The organism is Rhizobium vallis, from assembly GCF_003985155.1.
GTDB lineage: Bacteria > Pseudomonadota > Alphaproteobacteria > Rhizobiales > Rhizobiaceae > Rhizobium > Rhizobium vallis.
Genome location: NZ_ML133688.1, coordinates 604,542 through 629,522, shown reverse-complemented (window position 1 = coordinate 629,522; position 24,981 = coordinate 604,542). Strand labels below are relative to the sequence as shown.

26 protein-coding genes are annotated in these 24,981 nt (G+C 62.1%); 15 read left to right on the top strand and 11 right to left on the bottom strand.

Going from position 1 to position 24,981, the window contains the following annotated elements:
• Window positions 1-5: 5 nt before the first annotated feature.
• A complete protein-coding gene (locus tag EFQ99_RS13040) occupies window positions 6-392 on the bottom strand; it encodes an acyl-CoA thioesterase (RefSeq protein ID WP_125848693.1) in 387 nt (128 codons plus the stop codon).
• 270 nt (window positions 393-662) lie between these two features.
• Here EFQ99_RS13040 and EFQ99_RS13035 point away from each other — a divergent pair, with 270 nt between their 5' ends.
• From EFQ99_RS13035 to EFQ99_RS13025, 3 genes are all read left to right on the top strand, one after another.
• Window positions 663-2,480, top strand: coding sequence for a methyl-accepting chemotaxis protein (locus EFQ99_RS13035; protein WP_126921433.1), 1,818 nt, complete (start codon window positions 663-665; stop codon window positions 2,478-2,480).
• Window positions 2,481-3,232: 752 nt separating this feature from the next.
• Window positions 3,233-4,801 carry a peroxidase family protein gene (locus tag EFQ99_RS13030; protein ID WP_245441481.1) on the top strand — a complete coding sequence of 523 codons (1,569 nt, stop codon included), beginning with the start codon at window positions 3,233-3,235 and terminating at the stop codon, window positions 4,799-4,801.
• A 308-nt stretch (window positions 4,802-5,109) separates the two neighbouring features.
• Window positions 5,110-6,465, top strand: coding sequence for an extensin-like domain-containing protein (locus EFQ99_RS13025; RefSeq protein WP_126921432.1), 1,356 nt, complete (start codon window positions 5,110-5,112; stop codon window positions 6,463-6,465).
• 54 nt (window positions 6,466-6,519) lie between these two features.
• Here the strand turns inward: EFQ99_RS13025 and EFQ99_RS13020 are convergent, their stop codons facing one another.
• Entirely contained in the window at window positions 6,520-7,056 is a 537-nt protein-coding gene (locus EFQ99_RS13020; RefSeq protein ID WP_126921431.1) for a hypothetical protein, read from the bottom strand.
• Between the two features lie 231 nt (window positions 7,057-7,287).
• On the opposite strand from EFQ99_RS13020, the gene EFQ99_RS13015 reads away from it, so the two are divergent.
• The 4 genes from EFQ99_RS13015 (at window position 7,288) to EFQ99_RS13000 (ending at window position 10,753) form a co-directional block, all read left to right on the top strand.
• Window positions 7,288-7,635 (top strand): CAP-Gly domain-containing protein, encoded by a 348-nt coding sequence (locus EFQ99_RS13015; RefSeq protein WP_126921430.1) that lies wholly within the window; start codon window positions 7,288-7,290, stop codon window positions 7,633-7,635.
• A 219-nt stretch (window positions 7,636-7,854) separates the two neighbouring features.
• Entirely contained in the window at window positions 7,855-9,786 is a 1,932-nt protein-coding gene (locus EFQ99_RS13010; protein WP_126921429.1) for a hypothetical protein, read from the top strand.
• Window positions 9,787-9,811: 25 nt separating this feature from the next.
• Entirely contained in the window at window positions 9,812-10,030 is a 219-nt protein-coding gene (locus EFQ99_RS13005) for a hypothetical protein (protein WP_126921428.1), read from the top strand.
• Between the two features lie 102 nt (window positions 10,031-10,132).
• Window positions 10,133-10,753 carry a hypothetical protein gene (locus tag EFQ99_RS13000; protein WP_126921427.1) on the top strand — a complete coding sequence of 207 codons (621 nt, stop codon included), beginning with the start codon at window positions 10,133-10,135 and terminating at the stop codon, window positions 10,751-10,753.
• A gap of 114 nt (window positions 10,754-10,867) precedes the next feature.
• On the opposite strand, the gene EFQ99_RS12995 is transcribed toward EFQ99_RS13000, so the two are convergent.
• A complete protein-coding gene (locus EFQ99_RS12995) occupies window positions 10,868-11,506 on the bottom strand; it encodes a TetR/AcrR family transcriptional regulator (protein WP_126921426.1) in 639 nt (212 codons plus the stop codon).
• Between the two features lie 140 nt (window positions 11,507-11,646).
• Between EFQ99_RS12995 and EFQ99_RS12990 the strand changes: the two genes are divergently transcribed.
• The 4 genes from EFQ99_RS12990 (at window position 11,647) to EFQ99_RS12975 (ending at window position 16,030) form a co-directional block, all read left to right on the top strand.
• On the top strand, window positions 11,647-12,843 hold the full coding sequence (locus EFQ99_RS12990) for a TCR/Tet family MFS transporter (protein ID WP_126921425.1): 1,197 nt from the start codon (window positions 11,647-11,649) through the stop codon (window positions 12,841-12,843).
• Window positions 12,844-13,014: 171 nt separating this feature from the next.
• Window positions 13,015-13,410 (top strand): Ohr family peroxiredoxin, encoded by a 396-nt coding sequence (locus EFQ99_RS12985; protein WP_126921424.1) that lies wholly within the window; start codon window positions 13,015-13,017, stop codon window positions 13,408-13,410.
• A 111-nt stretch (window positions 13,411-13,521) separates the two neighbouring features.
• Window positions 13,522-14,592, top strand: a complete 1,071-nt coding sequence (locus EFQ99_RS12980; protein ID WP_126921423.1) for a DUF3095 family protein — start codon at window positions 13,522-13,524, stop codon at window positions 14,590-14,592.
• Window positions 14,593-14,728: 136 nt separating this feature from the next.
• The gene (locus EFQ99_RS12975; RefSeq protein ID WP_126921422.1) at window positions 14,729-16,030 is read left to right on the top strand and encodes an epoxide hydrolase family protein; all 1,302 of its coding nucleotides are present in this window, start codon (window positions 14,729-14,731) and stop codon (window positions 16,028-16,030) included.
• Between the two features lie 21 nt (window positions 16,031-16,051).
• Here EFQ99_RS12975 and EFQ99_RS12970 read toward each other — a convergent pair whose 3' ends face one another.
• Together EFQ99_RS12970 and EFQ99_RS12965 are read right to left on the bottom strand one after the other, a co-directional pair.
• Complete coding sequence (locus EFQ99_RS12970) at window positions 16,052-16,465, bottom strand: NUDIX hydrolase (protein ID WP_126921421.1); 414 nt, start codon at window positions 16,463-16,465, stop codon at window positions 16,052-16,054.
• 69 nt (window positions 16,466-16,534) lie between these two features.
• Window positions 16,535-17,041, bottom strand: coding sequence for a MarR family winged helix-turn-helix transcriptional regulator (locus EFQ99_RS12965; RefSeq protein WP_126921420.1), 507 nt, complete (start codon window positions 17,039-17,041; stop codon window positions 16,535-16,537).
• A gap of 326 nt (window positions 17,042-17,367) precedes the next feature.
• Between EFQ99_RS12965 and EFQ99_RS12960 the strand changes: the two genes are divergently transcribed.
• From EFQ99_RS12960 to EFQ99_RS12945, 4 genes are all read left to right on the top strand, one after another.
• Window positions 17,368-17,763 carry a hypothetical protein gene (locus EFQ99_RS12960; protein ID WP_126921419.1) on the top strand — a complete coding sequence of 132 codons (396 nt, stop codon included), beginning with the start codon at window positions 17,368-17,370 and terminating at the stop codon, window positions 17,761-17,763.
• Window positions 17,764-17,884: 121 nt separating this feature from the next.
• Window positions 17,885-18,667 (top strand): alpha/beta fold hydrolase, encoded by a 783-nt coding sequence (locus tag EFQ99_RS12955; RefSeq protein WP_126921418.1) that lies wholly within the window; start codon window positions 17,885-17,887, stop codon window positions 18,665-18,667.
• Window positions 18,668-18,875: 208 nt separating this feature from the next.
• Window positions 18,876-19,835: an acetylxylan esterase gene (locus tag EFQ99_RS12950; protein ID WP_126921417.1), complete on the top strand. Its 960-nt coding sequence runs from the start codon at window positions 18,876-18,878 to the stop codon at window positions 19,833-19,835.
• A complete protein-coding gene (locus EFQ99_RS12945) occupies window positions 19,832-20,560 on the top strand; it encodes an esterase family protein (RefSeq protein ID WP_126921416.1) in 729 nt (242 codons plus the stop codon). The genes EFQ99_RS12950 and EFQ99_RS12945 overlap by 4 nt, the downstream gene beginning before the upstream one ends.
• A 13-nt stretch (window positions 20,561-20,573) precedes the next feature.
• Here the strand turns inward: EFQ99_RS12945 and EFQ99_RS12940 are convergent, their stop codons facing one another.
• From EFQ99_RS12940 to dhaL, 6 genes are read right to left on the bottom strand one after another with little or no spacing between them, the layout of a single operon-like run.
• Window positions 20,574-21,566, bottom strand: coding sequence for a dihydroxyacetone kinase subunit DhaK (locus EFQ99_RS12940; RefSeq protein WP_126921415.1), 993 nt, complete (start codon window positions 21,564-21,566; stop codon window positions 20,574-20,576).
• Window positions 21,567-21,617: 51 nt separating this feature from the next.
• Complete coding sequence (locus EFQ99_RS12935) at window positions 21,618-22,031, bottom strand: hypothetical protein (RefSeq protein WP_097600013.1); 414 nt, start codon at window positions 22,029-22,031, stop codon at window positions 21,618-21,620.
• A 1-nt stretch (window position 22,032) separates the two neighbouring features.
• Window positions 22,033-23,598, bottom strand: a complete 1,566-nt coding sequence (locus EFQ99_RS12930; protein WP_126921414.1) for a putative PEP-binding protein — start codon at window positions 23,596-23,598, stop codon at window positions 22,033-22,035.
• Complete coding sequence (locus tag EFQ99_RS12925) at window positions 23,582-23,926, bottom strand: HPr family phosphocarrier protein (protein WP_097600011.1); 345 nt, start codon at window positions 23,924-23,926, stop codon at window positions 23,582-23,584. The genes EFQ99_RS12930 and EFQ99_RS12925 overlap by 17 nt, the downstream gene beginning before the upstream one ends.
• Window positions 23,926-24,324 (bottom strand): dihydroxyacetone kinase phosphoryl donor subunit DhaM, encoded by a 399-nt coding sequence (gene dhaM, locus EFQ99_RS12920; protein ID WP_037175071.1) that lies wholly within the window; start codon window positions 24,322-24,324, stop codon window positions 23,926-23,928. Before dhaM ends, EFQ99_RS12925 begins: the two co-directional genes overlap by 1 nt.
• Before the next feature lie 14 nt (window positions 24,325-24,338).
• On the bottom strand, window positions 24,339-24,959 hold the full coding sequence (gene dhaL, locus EFQ99_RS12915) for a dihydroxyacetone kinase subunit DhaL (RefSeq protein ID WP_126921413.1): 621 nt from the start codon (window positions 24,957-24,959) through the stop codon (window positions 24,339-24,341).
• Window positions 24,960-24,981: the final 22 nt, after the last annotated feature.

Sequence of the window (24,981 nt, the reverse complement as noted above, 5' to 3'; positions counted from 1 at the left end):
GTCTGTCACTCCTCGGGGACTTGCTTCGGCTTGCCCTCTTCGTCGAGCGCTACCATGATGAAGGTGCCGGCGGTGACCTTTTCCTGCTGGTTGTAGCGCGAGCGGTGCGCCCAGGCTTCGACGATCAGCGTGATCGAGGTGCGCCCGACGCGCTCGATATCGGTATAGACCGACAGCGTATCGCCGATCTTGACCGGCAGCTCGAAGGCCATCTCCTTGACGGCGGCGGTGACGACGCGGCCCCTGGCGCGCTCGGCGGCGCGAATGCCGGATGCAAGGTCCATCTGCGCCATGACCCAGCCGCCGAAGATATCCCCGGCCGGATTGGCATCGCCGGGCATGGCAAGCGTGCGCAGCGTCAGTTCACCTCTCGGCTTGGCGGTGTCGGTCATGGAAAGTTCCCTCGATCTCCGGATACGATTCTGCAGCCAAGGTTAGGCGAACTCCGTATCCGTACCAATCCTTTTCAGCGTGGGGCCGGCGGCGGCGTAAATATGGCGATGGGCACCGATTAAAATTCCTTTCGATTTCAGTCGGTTGAATTTTGCAACCGTCATCTCACCTTACGTTATGTGAGAATCCACTAATCCAACTTTACCGTCCGGTAATTCGGCTGTTCCACTATGTGACGAACTACACATGTAAGAATCGCCGGGAACCTCATGCGCAACGTCAAGATTTCCACCCGCCTTTACTGCCTCGTCGGCTTCACCCTTGCGGTGCTTGCGGCAACGATGGTCTTTTTTCTGAACTATTCCTATTCCGAGCTGCAGGCGGAGCGGAAGGCGGGACTGGAGAAGATGGAGGCGACGGCGCTCGGCATCTTCGACAAATATTACAAGATGGAGCAGGCGGGCACCATGACCCGCGAGCAGGCTCAGGCGGCGGCCAAGGACGTGATCGGCGCGATGCGCTATGGCGCCGACGGCTATTTCTGGATCAACGACATGCGTCCCAACATGGTGATGCACCCGATCAAGCCGCAGTTGAATGGCACCGACATTTCGCAGATGAAGGACCCCACGGGCAAGTTCCTGTTCGTCGAATTCGTCAACAAAGTGAAGAAGGACGGCAAGGGCTTCGTCGATTATTACTGGCCGAAGCCGGGCGCCGATGAGCCGGTTCTCAAATATTCTTATGTCGCCGGTTTCGAGCCCTGGGGCTGGATCGTTGGCACCGGCGTTTATGCCGATGACCTTGCAGCGCTTTATCGCCAGAATGCGATCTGGGCAGCGGCACTTTGCCTGCTCGGTGCGGCGGCGACGATCGCCATCGCCTATGCCATCGTGCGCAGCGTCACCGTGCCGGTCGCCCGGCTGAAGACGGCAATGAATGCGATCGCGGCCGAAGAAGCATCTGTGGAGATTGCCGGCAGCGAATGCCGCGACGAGATCGGTCAGATGGCCAAGGCGCTGCTGGTGCTGCGCGATTCCGTCGACGAGCGCAGCGCGCTGCGCGGTCGGGAAGACGAAAGGCAGCAGCAGATCGAAGCGGAGCGCCGCGGCAACGAGGCCAGCCTGCGTTCGGCCTCCGAGCGGCAGACCCAGGCGATGCAGGCGCTCGGCGTCGGGCTGGAGAAGCTCGCAGGCGGCGACCTCACGGTTTCGATCGGCGATATCGGCGAGGATTACGCCAAGCTCCGGGGCGATTTCAACGCCGCCGTCGATGCGCTGAACGGCGTCATCCAGGCGATCGCGGAATCGAGCCGCGTCGTCAACGAGAGCGCCAACGACATCAGCGAGGCGACCGGCAATCTGTCGAAGCGCACCGAGCAGCAGGCGGCCGCGCTTGAGGAGACGGCGGCGGCACTCGACGAGATCACCGCGACCGTCAAGACCGCATCCGAGCGGGCGAACGAGGCGCGCGAGATGGTGGCCGAGACCAAGGCGAGCGCCGGGCGCTCCGGCGACATCGTCCGCAATGCGGTGACCGCGATGGGCCGGATCGAGGAATCCTCGAGCCGCATCAATCAGATCATCTCTGTGATCGACGAGATCGCCTTCCAGACCAACCTTCTGGCGCTGAACGCCGGCGTCGAGGCCGCACGCGCCGGCGAGGCGGGCCGTGGCTTTGCCGTCGTCGCTCAGGAAGTGCGCGAACTCGCCCAGCGCTCGGCCAATGCCGCCAAGGAGATCAAGACGCTGATCAGCCGGTCGGCTTCTGAAGTCGAGGGCGGAGTGGCGCTGGTGCGCTCGACCGGCGAGGCGCTGGTGGAGATCGAGGAGCTGGTCAACCGCGTCAACGATCACGTCGCATCGATCGCGACGGCGGCCCGCGAGCAATCGACCGGGCTCAACGAGATCAATGGCTCCGTCAACCATATGGACCAGATGACGCAGCAGAACGCGGCCATGGTCGAGGAAACGACGGCGGCGAGCCGCACGCTTGCCGACGAGAGCACCCAGCTGAAGACGCTGCTTTCGAATTTCCGCCTGCGCGCGGAGCAGCGGGCCGAGGCGAGGTATACGCGGGCCGCGTGAGGGCGCGCTTCAGAGTTAAGCCGCATAGGAAAGGAGCCGTCGCGACGGCTCTTTTTCGTTGATGAGCCTCGGGCTTGTCTCGCGGCTGTTCTCTGCTCCCCCTCCAACTCGGGTCGGCAGGGGTGGGCGACGGTGTTGTCTGGTTCGTTGGTGAATGGCACCCCTGACACGCTGCGCCGTCAATGGCTCCTTTCGCTTGGCCCCACTCTCCGTCATGCTCGGGCTTGACCCGAGCATCCACACCGCATCCGCCAGCCGCGACGGGCATAGATCCTCGGGTCAAGCCCGAGGATGACGGAGAGTGGGGTTAGCCCTCTTGCCAAACCAGGCAGCAGTGGCACAAGGCCTGGGATGACGCCGAGTAAAGAGCAAGACCTCTCAACAAACTGAAGAGCCGCGGTCACGGCTCTTAGCCGCAATTCCAAGATATTCAGACTGCTATACCTGGCCAAGGTGCTTGTAAAAAGCAGCGGATTCAATCATTAAGCGAATCTCGTTGCAATTTACCTTCCGTTATGCTTCATTCAGGTTGTAGTTGAGGGCAGGGCATTTCGACGATAGCGATTGCTGTCGTTGCGGAAGCCACCGTAATTCTCTAATTTCGCAAACTATCCGGGACCACGGCCACGGCGGCCTTGGCATGGCCGTCGTGTGTCTCCCCGAATTCGAGGATCTCGGTCCTCCGCATCTGACATCGCTGCCCCTCATCGCACCGCTGCCGCATTCCAGTTCAGTAACCGAGGGAGGCCGAAATGGCTCGCAGCAAGCATGGTTCACCAGTAAGAGGCATGGATAGCGTCGCGCATTCGAGTGTTCGCGACCAGAGGTTCGGCAGGATGTTCCGCAACCTGCCGGCCGCCGCATTTACCGAGGACGCGCTCACCGATCTCGCGAAAACGATGTTCCAGGGGGAGTTCGCCGAGAAGATCGAAGAGGGAAAGCCCGTCGACGTTGCGCTCAACGAGCGGGAGCCCGAAGACGAGAACCCGGCAATTCCTGCCGGCTTCACCTATTTCGGCCAGTTTCTCGATCATGACATCACTTTCGATCCGGTCTCGTCGCTCGACCGCTTCAATGATCCGGATGCCCTGCAGGATTTCCGCACGCCGCGGCTGGATCTGGATTCGGTCTACGGTTCGGGACCGGCCGACCAGCCTTTCCTCTACGAGGACGACGAGCTTCATCTGTTGCTCGGTGATGACAAGGATTTTGACGACACGAGGAAAAACCGTCCCGACCTGCCGAGGAACACCGCCCCGGTCCGGCGCGCGCTGCTTGGCGACAAGCGCAACGACGAAAACGTGATCGTCTCGCAGCTCCACGCCACCTTCCTCAGATTTCACAACAAGGTCGTCGATACGCTGCACAGCCGCGATTTCGGGCTCTGTCAGCAGACGGTGCGCTGGCACTACCAGTGGATCGTGCTGCATGATTTCCTGCCCCGGATCATCGGCAAGGAGACCTACGAGCGCGTCATCGTCGGGAGAGGAGAGAAGCCGAATATCCGCTTCTATAATCCCCAGGGCCGATACGCCTTCATCCCGGTCGAATTCTCCGTCGCGGCCTACCGATATGGTCACTCGATGGTGAGGCCGAGCTATTCCCTGAACAGGATCGTGACGAAGCCCAGGCCCGTCGAGCAGCCGTTCAACGGGAAAACGGCGACGTTCAACCGCATTCCGATCTTCTCGTTGATCGACACGGCAGAGCAGCCGCTGGCGAATTTGAACGGCTTCCGCGAGCTTCCCGGCTTCTGGCCGATCGATTGGGCTTTCTTCTTCGATGGCGTCGCCCCGGATGGAGAGCCGCCGGCCGGCGCCGTTCTGCCGCAGCCTTCCTACAAGCTCGACACGACGCTGGTCGATCCGCTGACCAGCCTGCCCGATCATCAGCGCGAGCCGATCAAGATCCGCAGGGCGCTCGCCGCCTTGAACCTGCTGCGCGGCTGGCGGCTCGGATTGCCTTCCGGCCAGGCGGTGGCGCGCCATATGGAAATGGAGGCGCTGTCGGACGAGCAGCTGTTCGACAGCGAGGATGCCGAAAGGAGGAGGGCGCGCGGCGCATTGCTGACTTATCACCCCGGGATTTTCAGGGATAACGCGCCGCTGTGGTTCTACATCCTGCGCGAGGCGGAGATCTTTGGAAACAGCCAGCATCTCGGGCCTGTCGGCGGCACCATAATCGCCGAGGTCATCGCCGGTCTGATCCGCGAGGATCGGCATTCCTTCCTGGCGCAATGGCCAAAATGGCGGCCGACACTGCCGGGCGCCGAGCCGGGTCATTTCACCCTGGCCGACTTGATCAACTTCACCAATAGGTAGTTGATCCTATGTGTCGATGGCAGCCCCTCATCCGGCTGCCGCCACCTTCTCCCCGCGCGCGGGGAGAAGGGACATGCCGCGACCTCTCTTTTTCCCGCTAACCTTTCGTCTCGCACGTCCCCTCTCCCCGTCAGAACGGGGAGAGGGTTAGGGTGAGGGGCAGCCATTCGCGCGACCCGGCCAACCGGCCTTTTTTCATGTCCGTCGCGTTCAGATTGTGCGGGTAAGTTTTCGTTCACCGTTTTTAATTAAAATTGGATCGAGTTTTTTCGGTCACTGCACTGCCGGCCTGTGGAAGCGATAAGAGTATGGCGTTTGTTTCCTTTCCTCGGCGATCCCTCTTGCCCGTGCTGCTTTCGGCGGCGCTGACGACCTGTTCGATCAGCGATGGGCTCACGCCGCCGGCCAATGTCGACAACGGAACCAGGGTCAGCTCGATCTCGCCGGGGCGCGGGGCTGCGCGCATGGCGCCTCAGATGGGGATGGCGCGTGCGGAGCGCCTAGCGCCCGCGGAGAGCCAGGCCTCCTATCCCGTTTCCAGCGCGCCTGCCGGCAATTCGCAGGGCTCCGTCGATTACCTCGACACGCCAAACCTCGCCGGCACCCGCCATCCCGCGCTGACACAGTCTGCGCCACCGACGCAGTCGGCGCCGGCGGCGCGTGGTGGCCGCCTGCCGATGATCGACAGCGATGAGGCGATGGCGGCAGGCCAGCAGACCGAGAACTGGGGCGGCACGCGGAACCTTGCGATCCCGTCGGGCGGCGTCAACATGGATGACGAGCTCGGGGCCGAGCCGGTCGTCGGGCTGGCACAGGAACAACAACAGCAGATTGCCGAGGGCAATGCCACCGAGCCCGTCGTCGACGGCATCGGCACCGACAGTCCGACCCAGCTCAATCAGCCGATGCGTCAACCCGAACCGCAGACGATGCCGCAGCCGGCGGCACGCAGGCAGATGAGCCGGACGCCCGCCTGGAGCGACGGCAGCCCTGTCATGGCGCCCACCCGCGTTCCCGAAGAGGACGAAAGCCAAGAGGTCGCGATGCTGCGGCCAAACAACCCGATGATGAGCGAGCCGGTTGCGCCGGTGGACCCGAGCGTCATGCCTTCCTCCGAGCTTGCCTGCCGGCGGGAACTGAAGCGCATGGGCGTGCTCTTCGACGACAAGCCGCCGATCTCGCAAGGGCCTGCCTGCCAGGTGCCTTATCCGGTGTCGCTCAAAGGGCTTTCCGGCAATATCGGCGTTAGCCCGGCCGTGACGCTGAACTGCCAGGTGACGCTTGCCTTCGCCAAATGGGTGAAGAACGAGCTGGCGCCCTCCGCCCGCTATCGCTACTGGACCGGCATCAAGACGATTGAGCCGCTCGGCGGCTATTCCTGCCGGCGCATGAACAACAGCCGGCAAAGATACAATCCGATGTCGGAACATGCCCACGGCAATGCGATCGACGTCGGCAAATTCGTCTTGAAGAACGGCCATGAAATCGACGTGCGCAAGAAGGGCCTGTTCTCCTTCCGCGAAGGCCGGCTCCTGAAGGCGGTGCGCAGCGACAGCTGCCGTTATTTCAACACCGTGCTCGGCCCGGGCAGCAACCCGGAGCACTGGAACCATTTCCACTTTGACCTGCGCTCCCGCAAGAGCGGCAAAGTCTATTGCGATTAGGTTGCGTCAGAGAAGTTCTTAAGAAGAATGCCGGCGACCCGAAGCGTCGCGCGGCTATTGTCCATTTTCCAAACGGGGTGGCCGCGCACTCTCCGCATCGTAATCGAAAACCGAAATAGCAGTAGGAAATGCAAACTGCTGTCCATCCGGTGGATATCGGCGGATCACCCAGAGAAGTTTCCTCGGTTGTGGTGAAAGCAGAATTTCGGCTGAAGCAAGATATTTGCCCTTATGCCAGTTGGCGTAGTACCGAAGTGTCTTTCCGCCTTCGACGAAGGTGCACGAGGTAAATTTAAGCTGATCAGGGTCCGACTTCGGTATCCCATACACCTCCCAATCCTTGCCGGAATATCTCTGAAATACATTGAGGGTGGAGTATCGCATCTCTACGACCTCCTTTTTGCTGCCATCCGCATCGAGCGAATAAACTATCTCCCGATAGTGATACTGATTGTGCGTTGCTTCATAGGCGCGGTTCACAACCTCGCACGAGTTATCGGGTGGTCCATAATATGGGTCCGCTCGGCCATCAGCAGCAGTCATGCAGAGCGCGAGCGCGATCACGCTCAGTGAAACAAAGATCCTTATCACGCAGATTCCTCAACCTTGGTGCGTATTTCTTATGTGCCCCACGGCAGCGGTCAAGCCAGTGTTTTGCCGTCCGGTAATCTCGAAGGACGGTATCACCTGCCATGCTACGCCTGAGGTCAGACGTGATCGTGACCCAGTCGCAATCGAATCCATTCTGCAAAAAGAGGTTCATCCCTGCGGCCCGGCGCGCTATAGATTGGTCAGGCGGAAGACCGTTTGCGAGTTTGATCCATGAGCTATGAATTCCATGTCGGCCAGAAGGTCGTCTGCATCAACGATACCTTCAAGCATGTCAGCATCGACCAGCTCATCCGCAAGGGCGAGATCTATACGATCCGCTGGGTCGGCGAATATACCCACTATGTCGACGGCACCTTCATCGGCGTGAAGCTCGCGGAAATCCATCGCGGCAATGACGACGGGCCGGAAGGGTATGGCGCTGCCGACATGCCCTATCGCGCGACGCGTTTCCGGCCGCTGGTGAAGGACAAGATCGCATCGCTGCGCAAGCTGCTGGCGCCTTCGCCCGATGCGCCGGTCGAGCCGAAAGAAAAGATCAAGAAGAAAGAGAAGGTCTGAGGGCCGCTCTACTGGGGGCAGGTCGTCGGAAGCTCGCTTCCACTGCGCCCGGCGGCAAAATCGACGATCCATAGGCGCGCAATTTTGCAGCGCGCGAGCTTGTTGAATTTCACGGAATGTTAGGACAAAGTGCCTGCCAGAGATAGGTCTAACGACTCCTATCGTCGCGGATATTCGCATGTCGCTCTTATCCGGCGGGACGCGGTGACTTAAAGGCAAATGACTTTTATTCTAAAGACGTTCGGTAGCTTGCAGCTCGTCGATCGAGAGGGAACCATTGTCGCGTTCCCCGAGAAGGGGCTGCTGCTTCTCGCCTATCTGTTCACGACCGACCAGGGTTCGGCGGACCGATCGACATTGGCTCGTTTCCTCTGGGGCGAGGCTGACAAGGGCGTTGCGCTATCCACGCTGCGCAAGGTGATTTCGAGAATCAATGCCCGTCAAACCGAGCTCGGGATAAACATGCTCTCGTCGCAGGGCAACCTGGTTTCGCTGAACCGGGAATTCCTGTCTTCCGATCTTTTGCTGCCTGCAAAAGCTGAGGATGCTGAGCCGTTCCTCTGGCTGGAGCATGTTGTGAAGCTGATGAACCAGCCCTTTCTCGGGCCGGTCAACTGCCATAGCCGCGAATTCCTGCGCTGGCTGGCGGAGCGGGAAAGCAGCCATATCGAGATTCTCGGCAACGCGTTGAAGGCGGCATCCGGTCTGGCGCGGTCACGGAAGGAAACCGAGCTCCTGAGAAAGGCGGCAGTGATCCTTTTTCGAGCCGAACCGAAGGATCCGGACACGCTGCAAATGCTCATCCCTATTTTCCAGGCGGAAGAAGAGGTCGAGTTCCTTCGGAATCATCATGAAAAGCGGCAGGATTCGATACTGCGGGGAATCGCCATCCGCGATGGCTCCGCTGGTCGTGACGGGATATCGGCCGGTGTCGTCTCTCCACCGCCGCGGGAAGGGATAGAAGCCACTCTTTCCCTCGAGTCCGAGACGATCCGGCTCGAAATCCCTCGTCTGGTGCTGCTTCCTCCGAGGAACCAGTCGGTCCGGCCCGAGGCCGGGTTTCTCGCCGCGTCTCTGGTGGAAGACATCACCATCGGGTTTTGCGCCTTCAATAGCTTGCAGGTCATAGCGCCGTATTCCGCAGTCCAGATCGGACATCACACGGAGAAGCAGAAGGCGTTTTTCGAACGCCATCGCGTCAACTACATTCTCGACACCCGGATCAGCAGCGCCGGCGACGAGGTGACCCTGTTTGCTCAGCTGATCTTCTTCGACCAGAACCAGATCGTCTGGGCGGAAAGATTCAGCCTCGATCACATGGAGCTCGTGAAGGACAGACGAGCCGTCGCGCGGCGGATCGCGCTATCGGTATCGAGCGAGATCGAGCGCCATGAAGCACTGCGCGAAGACCTGAATCCAATCGCTTACCATCGCTATCTCGTCGGAAGGCGGCATCTGGCGCGGCTGACCCTGCCGAACCTCAGACGGGCGCGCAACGAAATGAAGGCCGCGCTCAGCGTCAGCCCGGATTTCGCGCCGGCGCTGAGCTCAGTCGCGCGAACCTATTCCAAGGAGTGGCTGCTGACTGCTCGCGGTGATATCGAGCTCTTGAAAACTGCGGAAAGCTCGGCGAAACGCGCGACCGAGAAGCGTTCGGACTTTGCCGACGGCTATCGCGAATTCGGCGTCGCCAAGCTCTTGCAAGGTGCGTTCGATGAGAGCGCCGAGGCGATGGAAGTGGCGGAGAGCCTTGCTCCGCACTATGCCGATGTGATCGCCGACTATGCCGACACCCTGGTTCATTGCTCGCTGCCGGCCATGGCGCTTCGAAAAATCGAACGCGCGATCGAGCTGAACCCCCTCGGCCCGGACACATATTTCTGGACGGCGGCGGGGGCGAACTACGCCCTTGGCGAATTTGAATCCGCTATTGATTACATCGGCCAGATGGCCGATCCCAGCCTGGCAGATCGGCTCTCGGCTGCAAGTTGGGCCATGTTGGGCCGTCAGGACAAGGCGCGCGTGTTCGTGCGCCGGTTCCGTGAGGGTAATCCAGACTTCGATGTGGATAAGTGGCTCTCCGCCGTTCCAAGTAAAGAGCAATGGCATAGAGATCTCTATCGCGAAGGTTTGAAAAGAGCAGGTTTCTAATATCAATCAGTAGAGAGGGAAGAGCATGTCGAGAGTTGTCGTTATTAGTATTGAAGGTGAAGATGATCTTTGGGTGGCCGATCTGGACAACAGAACGGTTCAGCCTCTTGCGGCTCCGAAGTCCGGTGGCCTTCAGACGGTGGCCGATCTTCGCGCCAGCGGCGCAGTCGTGACGAAGGGAGTGAATGTTGCCGTCGTCGTGAAGTCGGCGGAGGCAGCCCTGTCGGGTCATTACGACGGTTAAGCCGTCGATCCCGAGCTGGCGCAAGTGCCCGCGGTCATTCCGGAATCCGGGCAAACAGGACGCCGCCACGGTTGCGGCGGCGTCATTCAATGGAGGGGGCCGGTGCGAAGGATTTCGGCAATTCTGGCGCTTTGCGCCGCCATCGCCATGACGATTGCAACGGCAGGCGTGGCGAGCGCTGATCCATTGGTTTTCAGCTATCACGGGTGGCAGGTCGATCTCAGCAATGCCAGGGGCGCGGAGACTGACAAGGAGATGGTCGCGGCCGTCAAAAGGCAGCTCGACATCGTCGAGCGTGTCAATCTGAAGCCCGACGTCCTTACCTTCATGCGGACGGTTCCGATCTGGACCAACCCCGCTGCGGCGGCCTTCGGTCCCGGCCATTACAGCAGCAAGACCGGCGTCGACCTCCGCGTCAGGGGCCTCGATCGCGACAAGCCGATCATCCTGCATGAGTTGCTGCATGCCTATAACGACCGGATGCTCCCCGGCGGCTTCGGCAATGGCGATGTCAGACAATTCTTCAGCAACGGCCGCGGGCTCTGGCCTGATGATTCCTACATGATGAGCAATGACCGGGAATTCTTCGCGGTCACGGCAAGCGTCTATCTCTATGGCGATATCGACCGGCCGCCTTATTCGCGCAGCCAATTGCGGGAGAAGCAGCCGCGATATTACCAGTGGCTTGCCACCCTGTTCGATGACGGCCGACCGCGGTTTTAGAGCGCCGTGCGTCCTGTCGGACGCACAAAGGACGCTCTAACTCTCTCAATCCTCGCATCGTGCTTTCCGAAAATCGATTCCGATTTTCGGGCCGATGCGCTAGGCGGCAATTAGTCAAGCGTAAGGCGTGCCTGCCATCGCGGCTTTGAGGCCGATGGTGCCCTGGTCGACGATGGCGAGAAAGGCGGCTTTCGCCTCCTCGGCATCCCGGCCGCGTCGGAAGATCCGGTGTGCCTGGATGAAGGCGACGGTCCATGTCGCGAGCAGCAGGCCGGCGGCCAGATGGGCCGCTGGGTCGTCAACGTCTTTTCCTGCACCTTCCGCCAGCGCCGCCGCCACCATTTCCGCCAGCTCGTCCCGGATGGCTCTCGCCCGCGCCTTGAGCGTTTCGCTGCGTTCGACCGTTTCGACGAAACCCTCGCTCCCGGCGGTAAATTGAACGAAGGGCGCTTGCTCGGCGACGAGCCGATGGGCGAGCCGGCGCAGGGTCTCGATCGGCGAGACGCCGGGTTCTCGCTGCCGCAAGGCTTCGCGCAGGATCTCGCGGCCTTCCTCATCGCGGTCGAAGAACATGTCCTCCTTGCGCGGGAAGTGGTTGAACACCGTCATCCGCCCGACATCGGCAGCAGTGGCAATCTCATCGACCGTCACATGCTCGAAGCCCCGCTCGCGGAAGAGGCGGTCGGCGGCCAGGGTGATGGCGCGTCGCGTTGCGAGGCGCTTGCGGGTTCTGAGGTCTGATGGCGTGGACATGGCGGAATCGATAGCAGGAATTTTGTACTCAGTACACATTTAACATTGACTTCCTCTCGCGTCGGAATATGACTGTACTCAGTACATATTTAAACTCGGTATAAACAGGCGCAAGAGCGCCAGAGCCGGAGGACGCGCTCATGAACAAACCTCTCATCGTTATCTTCACTGCAATTGGCCTCGACGCCGCAGGCATAGGGCTCATTTTTCCCATTCTCCCGCGGCTTCTTGAGGAGGTGACCCATGCCGGGAATATCGCTCCCTATATCGGGATCATGACGGCGCTCTACGCGCTGATGCAGTTCATCTTCGCGCCGGTGCTCGGCGCTTTGAGCGACAATCTCGGCCGGCGTCCGGTGCTGTTGATTTCGCTTGCCGGGGCGGCGATCAACTATCTCGTCATGGCCTTTGCGCCGGAGCTTTGGATGCTGCTGCTCGGCCGCGCCATCGCGGGCCTGACCAGCGCCAATGTCTCGGTGGCGATGGCCTACATCACCGACATTTCCGCCGAGGATAGGCGAGCCCGTCGTTTCGGCCTGTTCAACGCGACGTTCGGCATCGGCTTCATCATCGGCCCGGCGCTCGGCGGGTTGCTCGGCGATCAGTGGCTGCGGCTCCCTTTCATCGCCGCTGCCGCGCTCAATGCCTGCAATATGCTGCTGGCCTATTTCGTTCTGCCGGAGTCACGCACGCCGGCACGCGAGAAGATCGACCTTGCGGCGCTCAATCCGCTGCGGCCGCTCAGCTGGGTCCTGTCGATGAAGGGGCTTCTGCCCGTCATCCTGGTGTTCTTCATCCTGAGCGCCACCGGCGAGGCCTATGGCACGTGCTGGGCCTTGTGGGGTTTCGACACGTTCCACTGGAACGGCCTCTGGATTGGCCTTTCGCTCGGCGCTTTCGGCATCTGCCAGACCGTGGTGCAGGCGCTCTTGCCCGGCCCGGCCAGCAAACGGCTCGGTGAACGCGGCGCCGTTATCGTCGGCATCGTCTGCGCCTGTCTCGCTCTCCTCGCCATGGCCTTTGCCAGCCAGGGCTGGATCGTGTTCGCGATCATGCCGGTCTTCGCGCTCGGCGGCATCGGCACGCCGGCGTTCCAGGCGTTCGCCAGCCGGCAGGTCGATCCCGCCCGTCAGGGCCAGCTCCAGGGCGTGCTGACATCGGCCGTCAGCCTGGCTTCGATCATCGGCCCGCTGGCCTTCTCGACATTCTATCTCACCGTCCAGAAGGCATGGCCGGGCGCCATCTGGCTCTCCGTCGTCGTCATCTATGTAATCGCGGTTCCGCTGGTTCTTCTCGGCACGCGCGCCGCCCGTCCTGCGCCGGCTGCAAGCCTGTGATGCACAGCCGGGCGGCCGGCATGACGGGCGCCTGGCAAGCCGTCAGGCTTGAACCAAGATAAATCGTATCCGATTAAATCGAATGGTGTTGACATCGAGTTCGATCGGGAATATTTAACACGCATCCGATTAGATCGGATGCGCTGTAAATCAAACCAAAAGGATACCACCATGACCGAGAAGCTTCTTTTCACTGGCAAGACCCATATCGTCGGCGGCCGCGAAGGCTACGCCCGCAGCAGCGACGGCACGCTCGACATCAAGCTGCCGCAGCCGCATCCGGCTGCCGAAAACCTGTTCGGCGCCGCTTGGTCGGCCTGCTATATCGGCGCTATCGAACTTGCGGCCTCGCAGCGCAAGATCGCGCTGCCGGCCGGTCCCGAGGTCGACGCCGAAATCACTCTCCACGCCGACAACGGCTCCTTCTTCCTGCGCGCCCGCCTCAATGTCAGCCTGGCCGGCATCGAGCGCGACGTCGCCGAGGAACTGATCCACGCAGCCCATGGCATCTGCCCTTATTCCAAGGCGACGCGCGGCAATATCGACGTCGAGACCAGGCTTGTCTGAACGGAAGGGCCGGCCTCGTCGCCGTCATCTTCGAAGCGGGGATCTGCCGATCGGCCGGCAGATCCGTTCCTGAGCAGGCATCGCAAACCCTGCCGATCCGGAGAACATGCCATGACCAGCAGCCACGCAGAGCCGCACCCGGCCTATGACGAGTTTTCGCTTCTGCTCGATCCCGATGTCTACGAACCGCTGCCCGACGATTGGTTGATCGGCATCACCGATGTCGTCAGCTCGACTGCGGCGATCGGGGCAGGGCGCTATGAGGACGTCAACTATGCCGGCGCCTCGATCATCGCGGCACTCGGCAATGCCTGGGGCTCGTTCGACTTTCCCTTCGTGTTTCGCGGAGACGGCGCGGCCTTTGCCCTGCCGCCGCACGGGTTGATGGCCGCGACATCGGCATTGCGGCAGGTTGCTGGTTTTGCCAGAAGCGATCTTGATCTCGACCTTCGTGTCGGGCTGCTGACTGTGCGCGAGATCCGCGCCGGCGGGCGCGACGTGAAGATCGCCCGCTATGCCGCTTCCGAGAACGCGACCTTTGCGATGTTTGCCGGCGGCGGGCTCAAATGGGCGGAACAGCAGATCAAGAACGGCCGCTATCTGGTCAAGCCCGGCCGCTATGCGACGAAGCCCGACCTGACGGGCCTCAGCTGCGATTGGGCGCCGTTCGCCAGCCGGCGGGGCGAGATCCTCTCGCTGCTGGTCGAACCCCGGGACGATACCAGCCCCGAGGTTTTCGCGGCGCTCGCCAGGCGCGTGCTTCAGGTTTTCGATGCCGGGTCGCGCCGGTCACATCCGCTTTCGCGGGATAATGCTATCCCGAGGGACAGTGCGAAGCAGGTCAGTGCGGAAGGCTGGGCGGAAGTCGCCTCCCATTCGGATTTCCGCAAGTTCGACGACGGTCTGCGCCTGACGCTGGATTGCGCGCCGGAAGAGATCGGCAGCGTCGAAGCCATCCTCATCGCGGCAAGAGCGCGCGGCGAGATCGATTTCGGCCTGCACCGCCAGTCGCATGCGCTGATGACCTGCCTGGTGCCGTCGGGCCGGCCGGATTCGCACCTGCATTTTCTCGACGGAATGGGCGGCGGCTACGCGAAAGCCGCCGAGATGATGGAGGAGGGCGCGCTTGCAACAGGGTCGTCGCGCCAGCCTGAAAGAGCAGTCAAGGCAGCAGAAGCATAGCCTCAGCGGGTCAATTGACCCCCGGAATGCCCGGGCGCATAGTCCCGGGCAGACGCGAATGACCTGCTGTTACAAACGAGGTCGGCCAGTCGATCCTCGTATCCCATCCACGCAGATCGAACGATAGGAGAGCGTCATGTCCCCCACATCTTCATTTTCGCCGACGCGGCGCGAGCTGCTTGCGGCCACGGCCGCCGCCGGAGCCATCAGCCTCATCGCCGGCGTGTCCGGCGCGCGGGCGAACGGCGAGGTGATCAGCCCGTTCAGCGTCAGCTTCCCTCAGGATCAGCTCGATGATCTCAAACGGCGCGTTGCCGCGACCCGCTGGCCCGACAAGGAGACGGTCGCGGGCGACGGGCAGGGCGTGCAGCTTTCGACGATCCAGAAGCTCGCGAACCATTGGGCGACGGATTACGACTGGCGCAAGATGGAAGCGCGGCTCAACACGTTCCCGCAGTTCATCACCGAGATCGACGGGCTTGACATTCATTTCATTCACGTCCGCTCCAAACATAAAAATGCCTTGCCAATTATCGTCACGCATGGATGGCCTGGCTCGATCATCGAGCAGCTGAAGATCATCGAACCGCTCACCGATCCGACAGCGCATGGCGGGAGCGAAGAGGACGCCTTTGATGTCGTGATCCCGTCTTTGCCGGGTTACGGCTTTTCCGGGAAACCGACGGGGTCGGGGAGCTGGAACCCGCCTCGCATCGCGCACGCCTGGGCGGCGCTGATGCAACGTCTCGGCTACACGAAGTTCGTGGCGCAGGGCGGCGACTGGGGCAATGCGGTTACCGAACTGATGGCGGTGCAGCAACCTCCGGGTTTGCTCGGCATCCACACCAATATGGCCGCCACGGTTCCGGCCGACATCGCCAAGGCTCTCGCCGGCGGCGGCCCGCCGCCCGCCGACCTGTCGCCGGACGAACGGCGCGCCTGGGATCAGCTCGACGACTTTTACAAGAACGGGCTGGGTTATGCCATCGAGATGAACAACCGGCCGCAGACGCTCTACGCGATCGTCGACTCGCCCGTCGGGCTCGCCGCATGGATGCTCGATCACGACATCCGCAGCTACCGGATGATTGCGCGTGTGTTCGACGGCGAGGCCGAGGGGCTGACGAAGGACGATATCCTCGACAACGTCACGCTCTACTGGCTGACGAATACCGCAATTTCCTCGGCGCGCCTCTATTGGGAAAACGCGCACCATCCGAGCGGCGGATTCTTCGACCCCAGGGGCATCAAGATCCCGGTCGCCGTCAGTGCTTTTCCCGATGAGATCTACCAGGCGCCGCAGAGCTGGGCGGAGAAGGCCTATCCGAAGCTCATTCATTACAACAGGCTGGAAAAGGGCGGCCACTTCGCCGCCTGGGAACAGCCGGCGGCTTTCACTGCCGAGCTTCGGACGGCGTTCCGGTCGCTGCGCGAGTAGGTCAGGAAGCGCGCCGTGCTTTTAGTCTCTGCCGCTTTCTTGCAGTACTAGGCTGGCGAGTATTTCACCGAGCTGGGGCGGCGCCAGCTCGGTTTCCTGTTCGATATCGGCGGCACTGAACCATCTGAGTTCGGTATGTTCGTCGCCGACGAGCTGCGGCAATCCCTGCCATTGATCGACGTGATAGACGTGAAAGGTGGCGGATGCCTCGGGCGGAGCTTGCGATACGAACTTTGCCGCAAGCTGCCAGCGCTCGGGCGCGACGCTGATTTCCTCCATCAATTCCCGGCGCATCGCCGCCTCGGCGTCTTCGCCATCCTCGATATGGCCGCCGGGGAGACTCCAGCAATCCGGATAGATCCGGCGCTCTGAACTTCGCCTTGCGAGAAGAAGCATTCCGTTGCGGCTCAACGCACCCATCGCGATCTCGGGCATGTGGTCTCCTCGCTGTGGAAGAAAATGCGTCGCCGCAGGCATGTCACCAACGCGTGACAGCCGCAGCGATCAGGATTTCCCCGGTTCGGCCTGCGCCCGCAGCAGGTTGTCGCGCAGCCTCGTCACCGACTGCTGCACGACGGGGAAATCATCGCCGAGGCCGCTGGCGGCAATCAGCGTGCCGTCGGGATCGACCTCGAGGAGGAGATCGCGCCCGGCCGGCGTCAGGCTGACGCGGACCTGCCGTTCATCAGCGGGATCGCGATGGCGCGTGAGATAGCCTGCCGATTCCAGCTTCTTGAGGATCGGCGTCAGCGTATTGGATTCGAGGAACAGCTTTTCCCCCAGCATGCTGACCGTCTGGTTCTCTTCTTCGGAGAGGGCGACCAGCGCGATATATTGCGTGTAGGTCAGGCCAAGCTCGTCCAGGATCGGCTTATAGGCGCGGCCGAAGGCGAGATTGGCGGAATAGACGGCGAAGCACAGGAAGTTCGAAAGCTTCCTGTCGTCCTTGCCGGTCTGCGGGGAGGCTGACGCGGGCATGTCGGTTGCTTTTGCGGTCTTGGACGCGGACATGGTTCTATCCTGTGCGGCTTGTTGGATGCTGATACTTATATATATCGCATCCGATTAAATCGCAAGCTTTAGACGTCGATTTCTGCGTGAAGGAAGGTGCGGCGTGTCCAATCGGACGCGCGACGCTTCACCGAATTTTTGCGCCACCCACGAGCGGATAGAGTAAGCCGCAGCCGATCCAATCCAGCCGACTGATGGGCCTCCCAGAAGCGCCGGCGGCCGCCAATTGCTACTTTTGAATGCAGCAGAAAAGATGACACTTTTGAAGCTCATTTCCGACACTTTCCCGATCAAAGCTCCGCCTCATCGAGAGCTTGGGAGGTGTGATGTCGGGCATTCTTATCGCTACCTTGTTGGCAACGGTTTCAGCAAAGGTTCCCGCCGGATTTTCGAGTGGTGACCTGCTATATTCTGATTGCAGCGGCTCCCGGCAATTGGTTGTCGGCTACGTTGCCGGTTGGTTGGATAAATGGAACCGGGACGACTATCTTGCCCGGCGTATTTTCAACGAAGCGGTGCCCAGGCCGAAGGCGATGGTGAACTCGGCTTATTTTGGCAATTCCATCGGCGTAAACCTGTGCGTCCCGATTGGAACCACCGCGGCGGCGATCGGCAATACGCTGTGTACATTCCTGGAAGAAAATCCCGGCATACGCGACGCCAGCGGCGACGATCTGATGACCACTTTGATCGCCTATAAATACCGTTGCCCCGTGCCGTAAGGAGCCGCAAACTCGCGCCGGAGATGGGCGGTTCCGAGATGATGTCATCGATCAAGCCGATTTTCCCGGGCCCATGCTTTCGACCTCTCAATAGTCTCTCAACACGTGAGGAAACCAGATCATGATGATGAACAGACGGGCTTTCTCGGCCGCCCTCGTTGCCGGCGCGGCCGCCACTCTTCTCTCCAGCCGCGGCATGGCCGCGACATCAGCACCCGTTAAGGCACGCAATATCGTGCTGGCGCACGGGCTGTTTGCCGACGGCTCCTGCTGGAGCGAGGTGATCACGCGTCTGCAGGCGGCAGGGCTCAACGCGACTGCAGTGCAGAACCCGCTGACGACGCTGCCGGAGGCCGTTGCTGCCGTTACGCGCGTGCTTGACCGTCAGGACGGACCGACCGTGCTGGTCGGGCATTCCTTTTCCGGAATGCTCGTCACCGAGGCCGGCGTGCATCCTAATGTTTCGGCGCTCGTCTATGTCGCGGCGCGGGCGCCGGATGCGGGCGAGGATTATACCGCGCTCGCCAAGACTTATCCCACACCGCCGGCCTCTGCCGGCATCGTCTTCGACGGCGATGAGGGACGCTTGAGCGAAGCCGCTTTCCTCAGAGATTTCGCCGGCGACCTGCCGGAAGCCAAAGCCAAGGTGCTCTACGCCGTCCAGCAGCCGTTCCAGAAGGCGCTGCTATCAGGCAAGACGACGCAGGCCGCCTGGCGCTCCAAGCCGAGCTGGTATGCCGTTTCGACCGAAGATCGGACGATCGATCCCGATCTCGAACGCTTCATGGCCAAGCGCATGGGCGCAAAAACCATCGAGGTGAAGGCCAGCCACCTCTCGCTGATCTCCCATCCCGACGAGATCACCCGGCTGATCCTGGAGGCGGCGGGGCAGAATACGGACTGACCCCGGGGGACGGCGACGCGGCGATGAACTTCGCCGGCTTGCTTTCATGACGGACTGCCGACCATGGCCGCGTGGATGCTCGGGTCGAGCCCGAGCAGGACAGAGGGTGGGGTGGCTGGTGCGGCAGGATGAGCTGCTGAAGGCACGGTCTCGCCGCCGACGCAGGCAGAACCTTGCGTCGCGGGCGTTTTCACGGGACAAGCTTTGGATGAGCATTCCCAAGACACATCCTTTCAACTTCGACCCGACCTACGGCATGCGGCTCGAAGAGCTTCTGGCGATCGAACCGCCGGAAGAGCCGGCGGGCTTCGATGCGTTCTGGGAGGCGCGGTATCTGAAGGCGCTGGCGGTTGATCCGCGGCCGGTGATCTCGCTCAGCAAACTCAACCATCCCGACTGGCATGTGCTCGACCTCGTCTATCTCTCGACCGGTGCGTTCAAGATCGGGGGCTGGCTGCTGCTGCCGCGCGAGGGGCAAGTGAAGCGAGGGCTCGTCGTCGGGCATGGGTATGGCGGGCGGGATCAGCCTGACTTCAATCTGCCAGTCGAGGAAACGGCAGTGCTTTTTCCGTGCTGCCGGGGGCTATCGCTGAGCAGACATCCGCCGATCTCAGAGAATCCGTCCTGGCATGTGCTGCACGATATCGACAAGCCCGGCTCCTATATCATCGGCGGCTGCGTCGAGGATATCTGGCTCGCCGTTTCGACGCTTGTCGCGCTCTATCCCTGGCTCTCAGGCCATATCGGCTATAGCGGCATCAGCTTCGGCGGCGGCGTCGGGGCGATGGCGATCGCTTACGACCCGCGCATCGATCGCGGCCATCTGGCGCTGCCGAGCTTCGGCCACCAGCCGCTCAGGCTGAAGTTGCCGACCGTCGGCAGCGCGCAAGCCGTGCAGGAATATCAGGCGAAACATGGAAACGTGCTGGAGACGCTGCGCTTCTACGATGCGGCGACCGCGGCGACGCGGATCGATGTGCCGATGCTGACGGCGGTTGCGCTGTTCGATCCTTCGGTGGCGCCGCCCTGCCAGTTCGCTGTCGCAAATGCGATACGGAAATATAATGAAATCTTCATCCTGGATGCCGGTCATTTCGATTACCCTGGAAGTGCTGAGCAAGAGGCGGTTCTCCGCGACAAGATCGGACAGTTCTTCAGGGTGTCATGAACCGCGAATATCTGAGCTGGTATAGCCAGCGGCTGCATCGAGACATGGAGTTGCTGGTGTTCGGCCATGCCGGCGCCAAGGTTCTGGTCTTTCCGACGCGGGAAGGGCGCTTTTTCGAATATGAACAGCTCGGCCTGGTCGCGAGCCTTAGCGACAAACTGCAGGCCGGTCACATCCAGCTCTATTGCATCGAAGGCCTGGCCGCCGACAGTTTCTACGGTTTCCACCATCATCCTGCCGAGCGCATCCGCCGGCATGCGGCCCTCGAGGATTATATCCTCCACGAAGTGCTGCCTTTGATGGCGGCGAAGAACCCGCATGATTGCACCATGGTGCATGGCTGCAGCCTCGGCGCCTTCCAGGCGGCAAGCCTGTTCTTTCGCCATCCGCATCTCTTCCGCAAGCTCGTCGCCTTTTCCGGCCGCTACGACCTGACGATGAAGGTGGAATCCTTCGGCGACCTGTTTGACGGCTATTACGACGACAGCGTCTATTTCCACACGCCGACGCATTTCCTGCCCGGTCTCGGCTCCGACTGGCGTGTCGACAGCCTGCGCGAGCGCGAGATCGTCCTGACCATCGGTGATGCCGACCCTTTCCTCGACAACAACCGCTATCTCAGCCGGCTGCTCGGCGAAAAGAATATTCGCCACCAGCTGCATGTCTGGGACGGCCGCGCCCACCGCCCCGGCGCCTGGCGCAAGATGGCGCCGCTCTATATTTGATGTGAGAAGGCGGTCACGGCCAGCGCAAAGCGGCCGTCGCTACCGGCGCGTCCCAGAGCGTGATCTCCTCGTCGGTCAGCAAGGCGAGGGTGATGGACAGTCCCTGCATGTCGAGCGAGGTGACATAGGTTCCGACAAGAGAGCGCTCGATCGGGATGGCTTTCCCCTCGATGAAACGGCGGGCGCCGCTATATGCGAGGTAGAGTTCGGCGGGCGGCGTGCCGCCGAGGCCGTTGACGAAGAGCAGCGCCCGGGCGCCCGGCGTCACTGCGATGTCGGCGATGATGGTCTCGCAGAGACGCATGATGATGGCGTCGGCAGCGGCGAAGGGCTGCCTGGCATGACCGGGCTCGCCATGGATTCCGACGCCCATTTCCATCTCGTCGGGTCCGAGCGCAAACGTCGTGCGCTCGGTCTGCGGCACCGTCACGCCGTTCAGCGCGACCCCCATCGAGCGGATGCGGGTGTTCAGCCCCTCGCCAAGCTGCTTCAATTCGGCGAGCGGCATGCCGCGTTCGGCCGCGGCACCCAGGATCTTTTCGATGATCAGTGTTCCAGCGACACCGCGCCGGCCGCGGCCTTCGCCTGTTCTCGACGTCTCGATATCGTCGCTGACGACGATCATGTCGAGGCTGTGGCGGTCACCGGCCATCTCGATCGCCATTTCGAAATTCATCAGGTCGCCATCATAATTCTTGACCACGAGCAGGCAGCCGGCGCCGGTATCGGCCTCCTCGATGGCGGCCATGATCTGGCTCGGCGTCGGCGAGGTGAAGATATGGCCGACGCAGGCGGCATCGAGCATGCCCTGTCCGACGAAGCCGATATGCATCGGCTCGTGGCCGGCGCCGCCGCCTGATATCAGCGCCACCTTGCCTGATGTCAGATGGCGGCGGCGGATGCATTTGCGCTCGGCCCCGAACACCACGAAGGCCTCATGGGCGCGCACAAAGCCTTCGACGCTTTCGGCGACCATGGTTTCCGCGGTGTTCATGAACTTCTTCATCAAGCCCCTCCCAAGGCCAAAAACATTACGTTACGTCAGCCCGCTCACTCTTCACTGCTCGCTTGCCCCTGATATCGCGACGATCTTCTGCACCAGATCGGAGATCGCCTCTTCCAGGAGGCGGTTTTTCCGGTCGTCGCCGAAGTCGGGCACCATCAGCGACAGGTGCCGCAATTTCTCGGAATGGCCGAGATCCGGCAGCTTGCCGGGATGGGCGGCCTGATAGGCTTCGAGAAAGCGTTCCTCCTCAGTGGCGCTAAAATGGCAGACGCGCACGATCGTCGCTAGATGGCGCGCCGGCAGCGGCGTCGCATAGGTCGGACTGGTGATCTGGGTGACGAAGCTGCGGTGCTTGCCGAGCGCCGTCGCCAGACGCTGGCGCGTGCCGGACGGCCTATTGTCGATGATCTGCGCCAGAATGGACTTGTAGGCGATTATGGCGTCTTCGGTGTCTTCGCGCGCCATCCTACTCTCCGGCTGCCCTTGTGCCATCGGCGTTGAGGCCGACCATCGCCGATCTTATCGCGGGACGGCGGGCCGGCGCCACGGAAAAATGCCGGAGGCCGGCGGCAAGCAGCCCCGGGAGATAGCGGGGATCGCCGGCCATGTCGCCGCAGATGCTGACCGGTTTGCCGCCGGCAAGTTTTACCGCCTGCTCAATCAGCCGGAGCACGGCGGGTGCTGCCTTGCCGGCATCGGCCTCGTTGCCGTCACGGGTGGAGGCGGCAAGATATTGCGTGAGGTCGTTGGTGCCGAAGGAGAAGAAGGCCGCCGATCCGAAGGTATCGAGCATCAATGCGGCAGATGGCACTTCCACCATCATGCCGATCGGCGGCATGCGGTGCTGCAAGGCGCGGCGGCCGAGCTTTTCGGCCTCTTCGCGGAACAGTTCGCGCATCCTGTCGACCTCGTCGGGAAAGGTCACCATCGGCAGCATCACCGAGAGCTTGCCGAAAACGGCGGCGCGCAACAGGGCGCGGGCCTGAACGCGGGCGATTTCCGGCCGGGCAAGCAGCAGCCGGATGCCGCGCAGGCCAGGTTCGAGGGCCGGCAGGTCTTCGAGGCCGGCGAGCGGCTTGTCGCCGCCGATATCCAGCATTCTTATGATCACCGGCTTATCGCCCGCCTGCTCCAGCACGCGGCGATAGATCGCCAGCTGCCGTTCCTCATTGGCGGCGTCGGCGATCGAGGTGACTGAAAATTCCGAGCGCATCAGGCCGACGCCCGCCGTTGCCGGATCGAGCTCATCGATCTCGGCGGCATCGTTGATGTTGATGGAGATCAGGATCGGTACGCCGTCCGCCGTGCGCAACTCGCCGCTTTCAGTCTTGATGTCGCCAGCTGGTGCTGGCGGCGGGATCAGCATGCCACCCGCCTTGAGGATGACGGCGCCGGCGTCGCCGTCGACGCCGACGGGATCGCCGTCAGTGGCTGAAAAACGGCCTGTGGCGACCACCATCGGCACGGATTTCGCCCGGGCGAGCAGAGCGACGTGGCCGGCGGTGCTGCCCGCAAACAGCGCGATACCGCCGCCCTTCGACCAGTCATGAGCGAGGAAGCGGCTCGGCTCCATGTCCTTGCCGACGAAGACCGAGCCGGGCGGGAAATCGGCGACCGGGGTGCCGGCGAGCGCGCCGAGCACGCGGTTCTTGATGTCGAGAATGTCGATGGCTCGCGCCCGCATCTGTTCCTCGTCGGCCGCTTCGAGTTCGTCGACATAGGCGTCGAGCGTGGCGACCCAAGCGAAGACGACATTCTCGTCGGCTTGCATGCGCGCGCCTGTTGCTTCCGCGATCGTCGGATCGCGGAGCACCTCGATCTGGAAGTCGATGATATCGCGGCTTTCGGCATCGGCGCCCTCGGCGAGGCGCTCGAGTTCGCCGATCGAGATATCGATCGCCTTCTCAAGCGCGCCGTAGCCGCCGGCGGTTCCGGGCGCGGAAGCAGCCTTCGGCTCCTCCGCGAGGAAGGCCGGGCCGGATGCGATGCCCGGGGATGCGCTCTTTGCTTTCAGCCTAAGCGGTTCTGCCATGTTTCTTTTCCTCATCGAAGTTGCGCTCGATGAGTTCCTTGAGGGCGCGGATCGCCTCTTCGGCGAGAATGCCGTCTGCCCGTATTCTGAGGATCGACCCTTTGCGGATTCTGGCGCCCATGATCTTGATGATGCTCTTGCCGTTCAGCCAGACGTCGCTGCCGTTGACGGCGACCTCGATCGAACAGGGGAAAGACTTGGCAAGCCGCGTGAAGGTGACGGAGGGGCGGGCATGCAGCCCGACGCCGTGCTTGACTTCCACCTCCGTCTGGCAATTCACGTGCAAAGGATCAGGCTCCTGTTTTTCAATACGCAATCTGCTCGTCATCAGGGGGATAGTTCCTCGGCTGTGGCGACGACCTTGGCCAATGATGCGCCCCCCGACGCTTCGGCGGCGGCGATGACAGCGCCTTCGACGAGCGGGGCGTTGCAGATGGAGACGAGGGCCGACCGGGGAAGGCCCAGCATTTCGATCGCCATCTCGCTGTTGGTCTCGGCGCCACCGAGATCGACGAAGACGGCGACGCCGGCATCGGACCAGGCGGCCTCGATCGCCTTCAGGATACCGCCGGCATCGGTGCCGAGCTCGCCATGGACGTTGCCGCCCGACCAGGCGAGCGGCACGCAATCGCCGACCATCTGCCGCACCATGTCGGCGATGCCCCTTGCCACCAGTGGCGAGTGGGAGACGATCACGATACCCACGTTTGCGGTCTTTCCATTCATGCCGGTCCTTTCATTCATTGGGGGCGGCGCTCCCCGAGATAGCGGCAGATCGCCGTTGTCAGCAGCGCGCAGCTCGACGCGCCGGGATCGACATGGCCGATCGAGCGGTCGCCGAGATAGGCGGCGCGCCCGCGCATCGCCTTCATCGCGGCGGTCCTGTCAGCCGAACGTTCGGCCTTGCGGGCGACGTCGCCGAGCGGAGACCGCTTCGCCAGCGCGGCATGGACGGGATAGAGCACGTCGAGCAGCGTCTTGTCGCCGGCGTGCGACCGCCCGCGTTTTGCCACTGCGTCGATCGCCTGTTTCAGCACGAGGGAAAAATCGGCCTTCTCCTCGCTTTTGCGAAGCTCGCGGCCGATCTCGATCAGCAGCGTGCCGTAGAGCGGGCCAGCCGCGCCCCCGACATTCATCACCAGCGTCAGGCCGATCTTTTCCACGGCGTCGGGGAAGGGCAGGCTGGACAGGCTCTCGCCCTCGGCGCTCACCGCCTCGCAGCCGCGCCGCATATTGGTTCCGTGATCGCCATCGCCGATGGCGCGATCGAGTGCGCAGAGGTGATCGGCGTTTTCCGCGATCGTCGCGCGGCACACCTCGATCAATCCCGCCACAAGCACCGGTTCCGCCTGCACTGCCATCCTCCCTGTCGCCCGTCTCCCG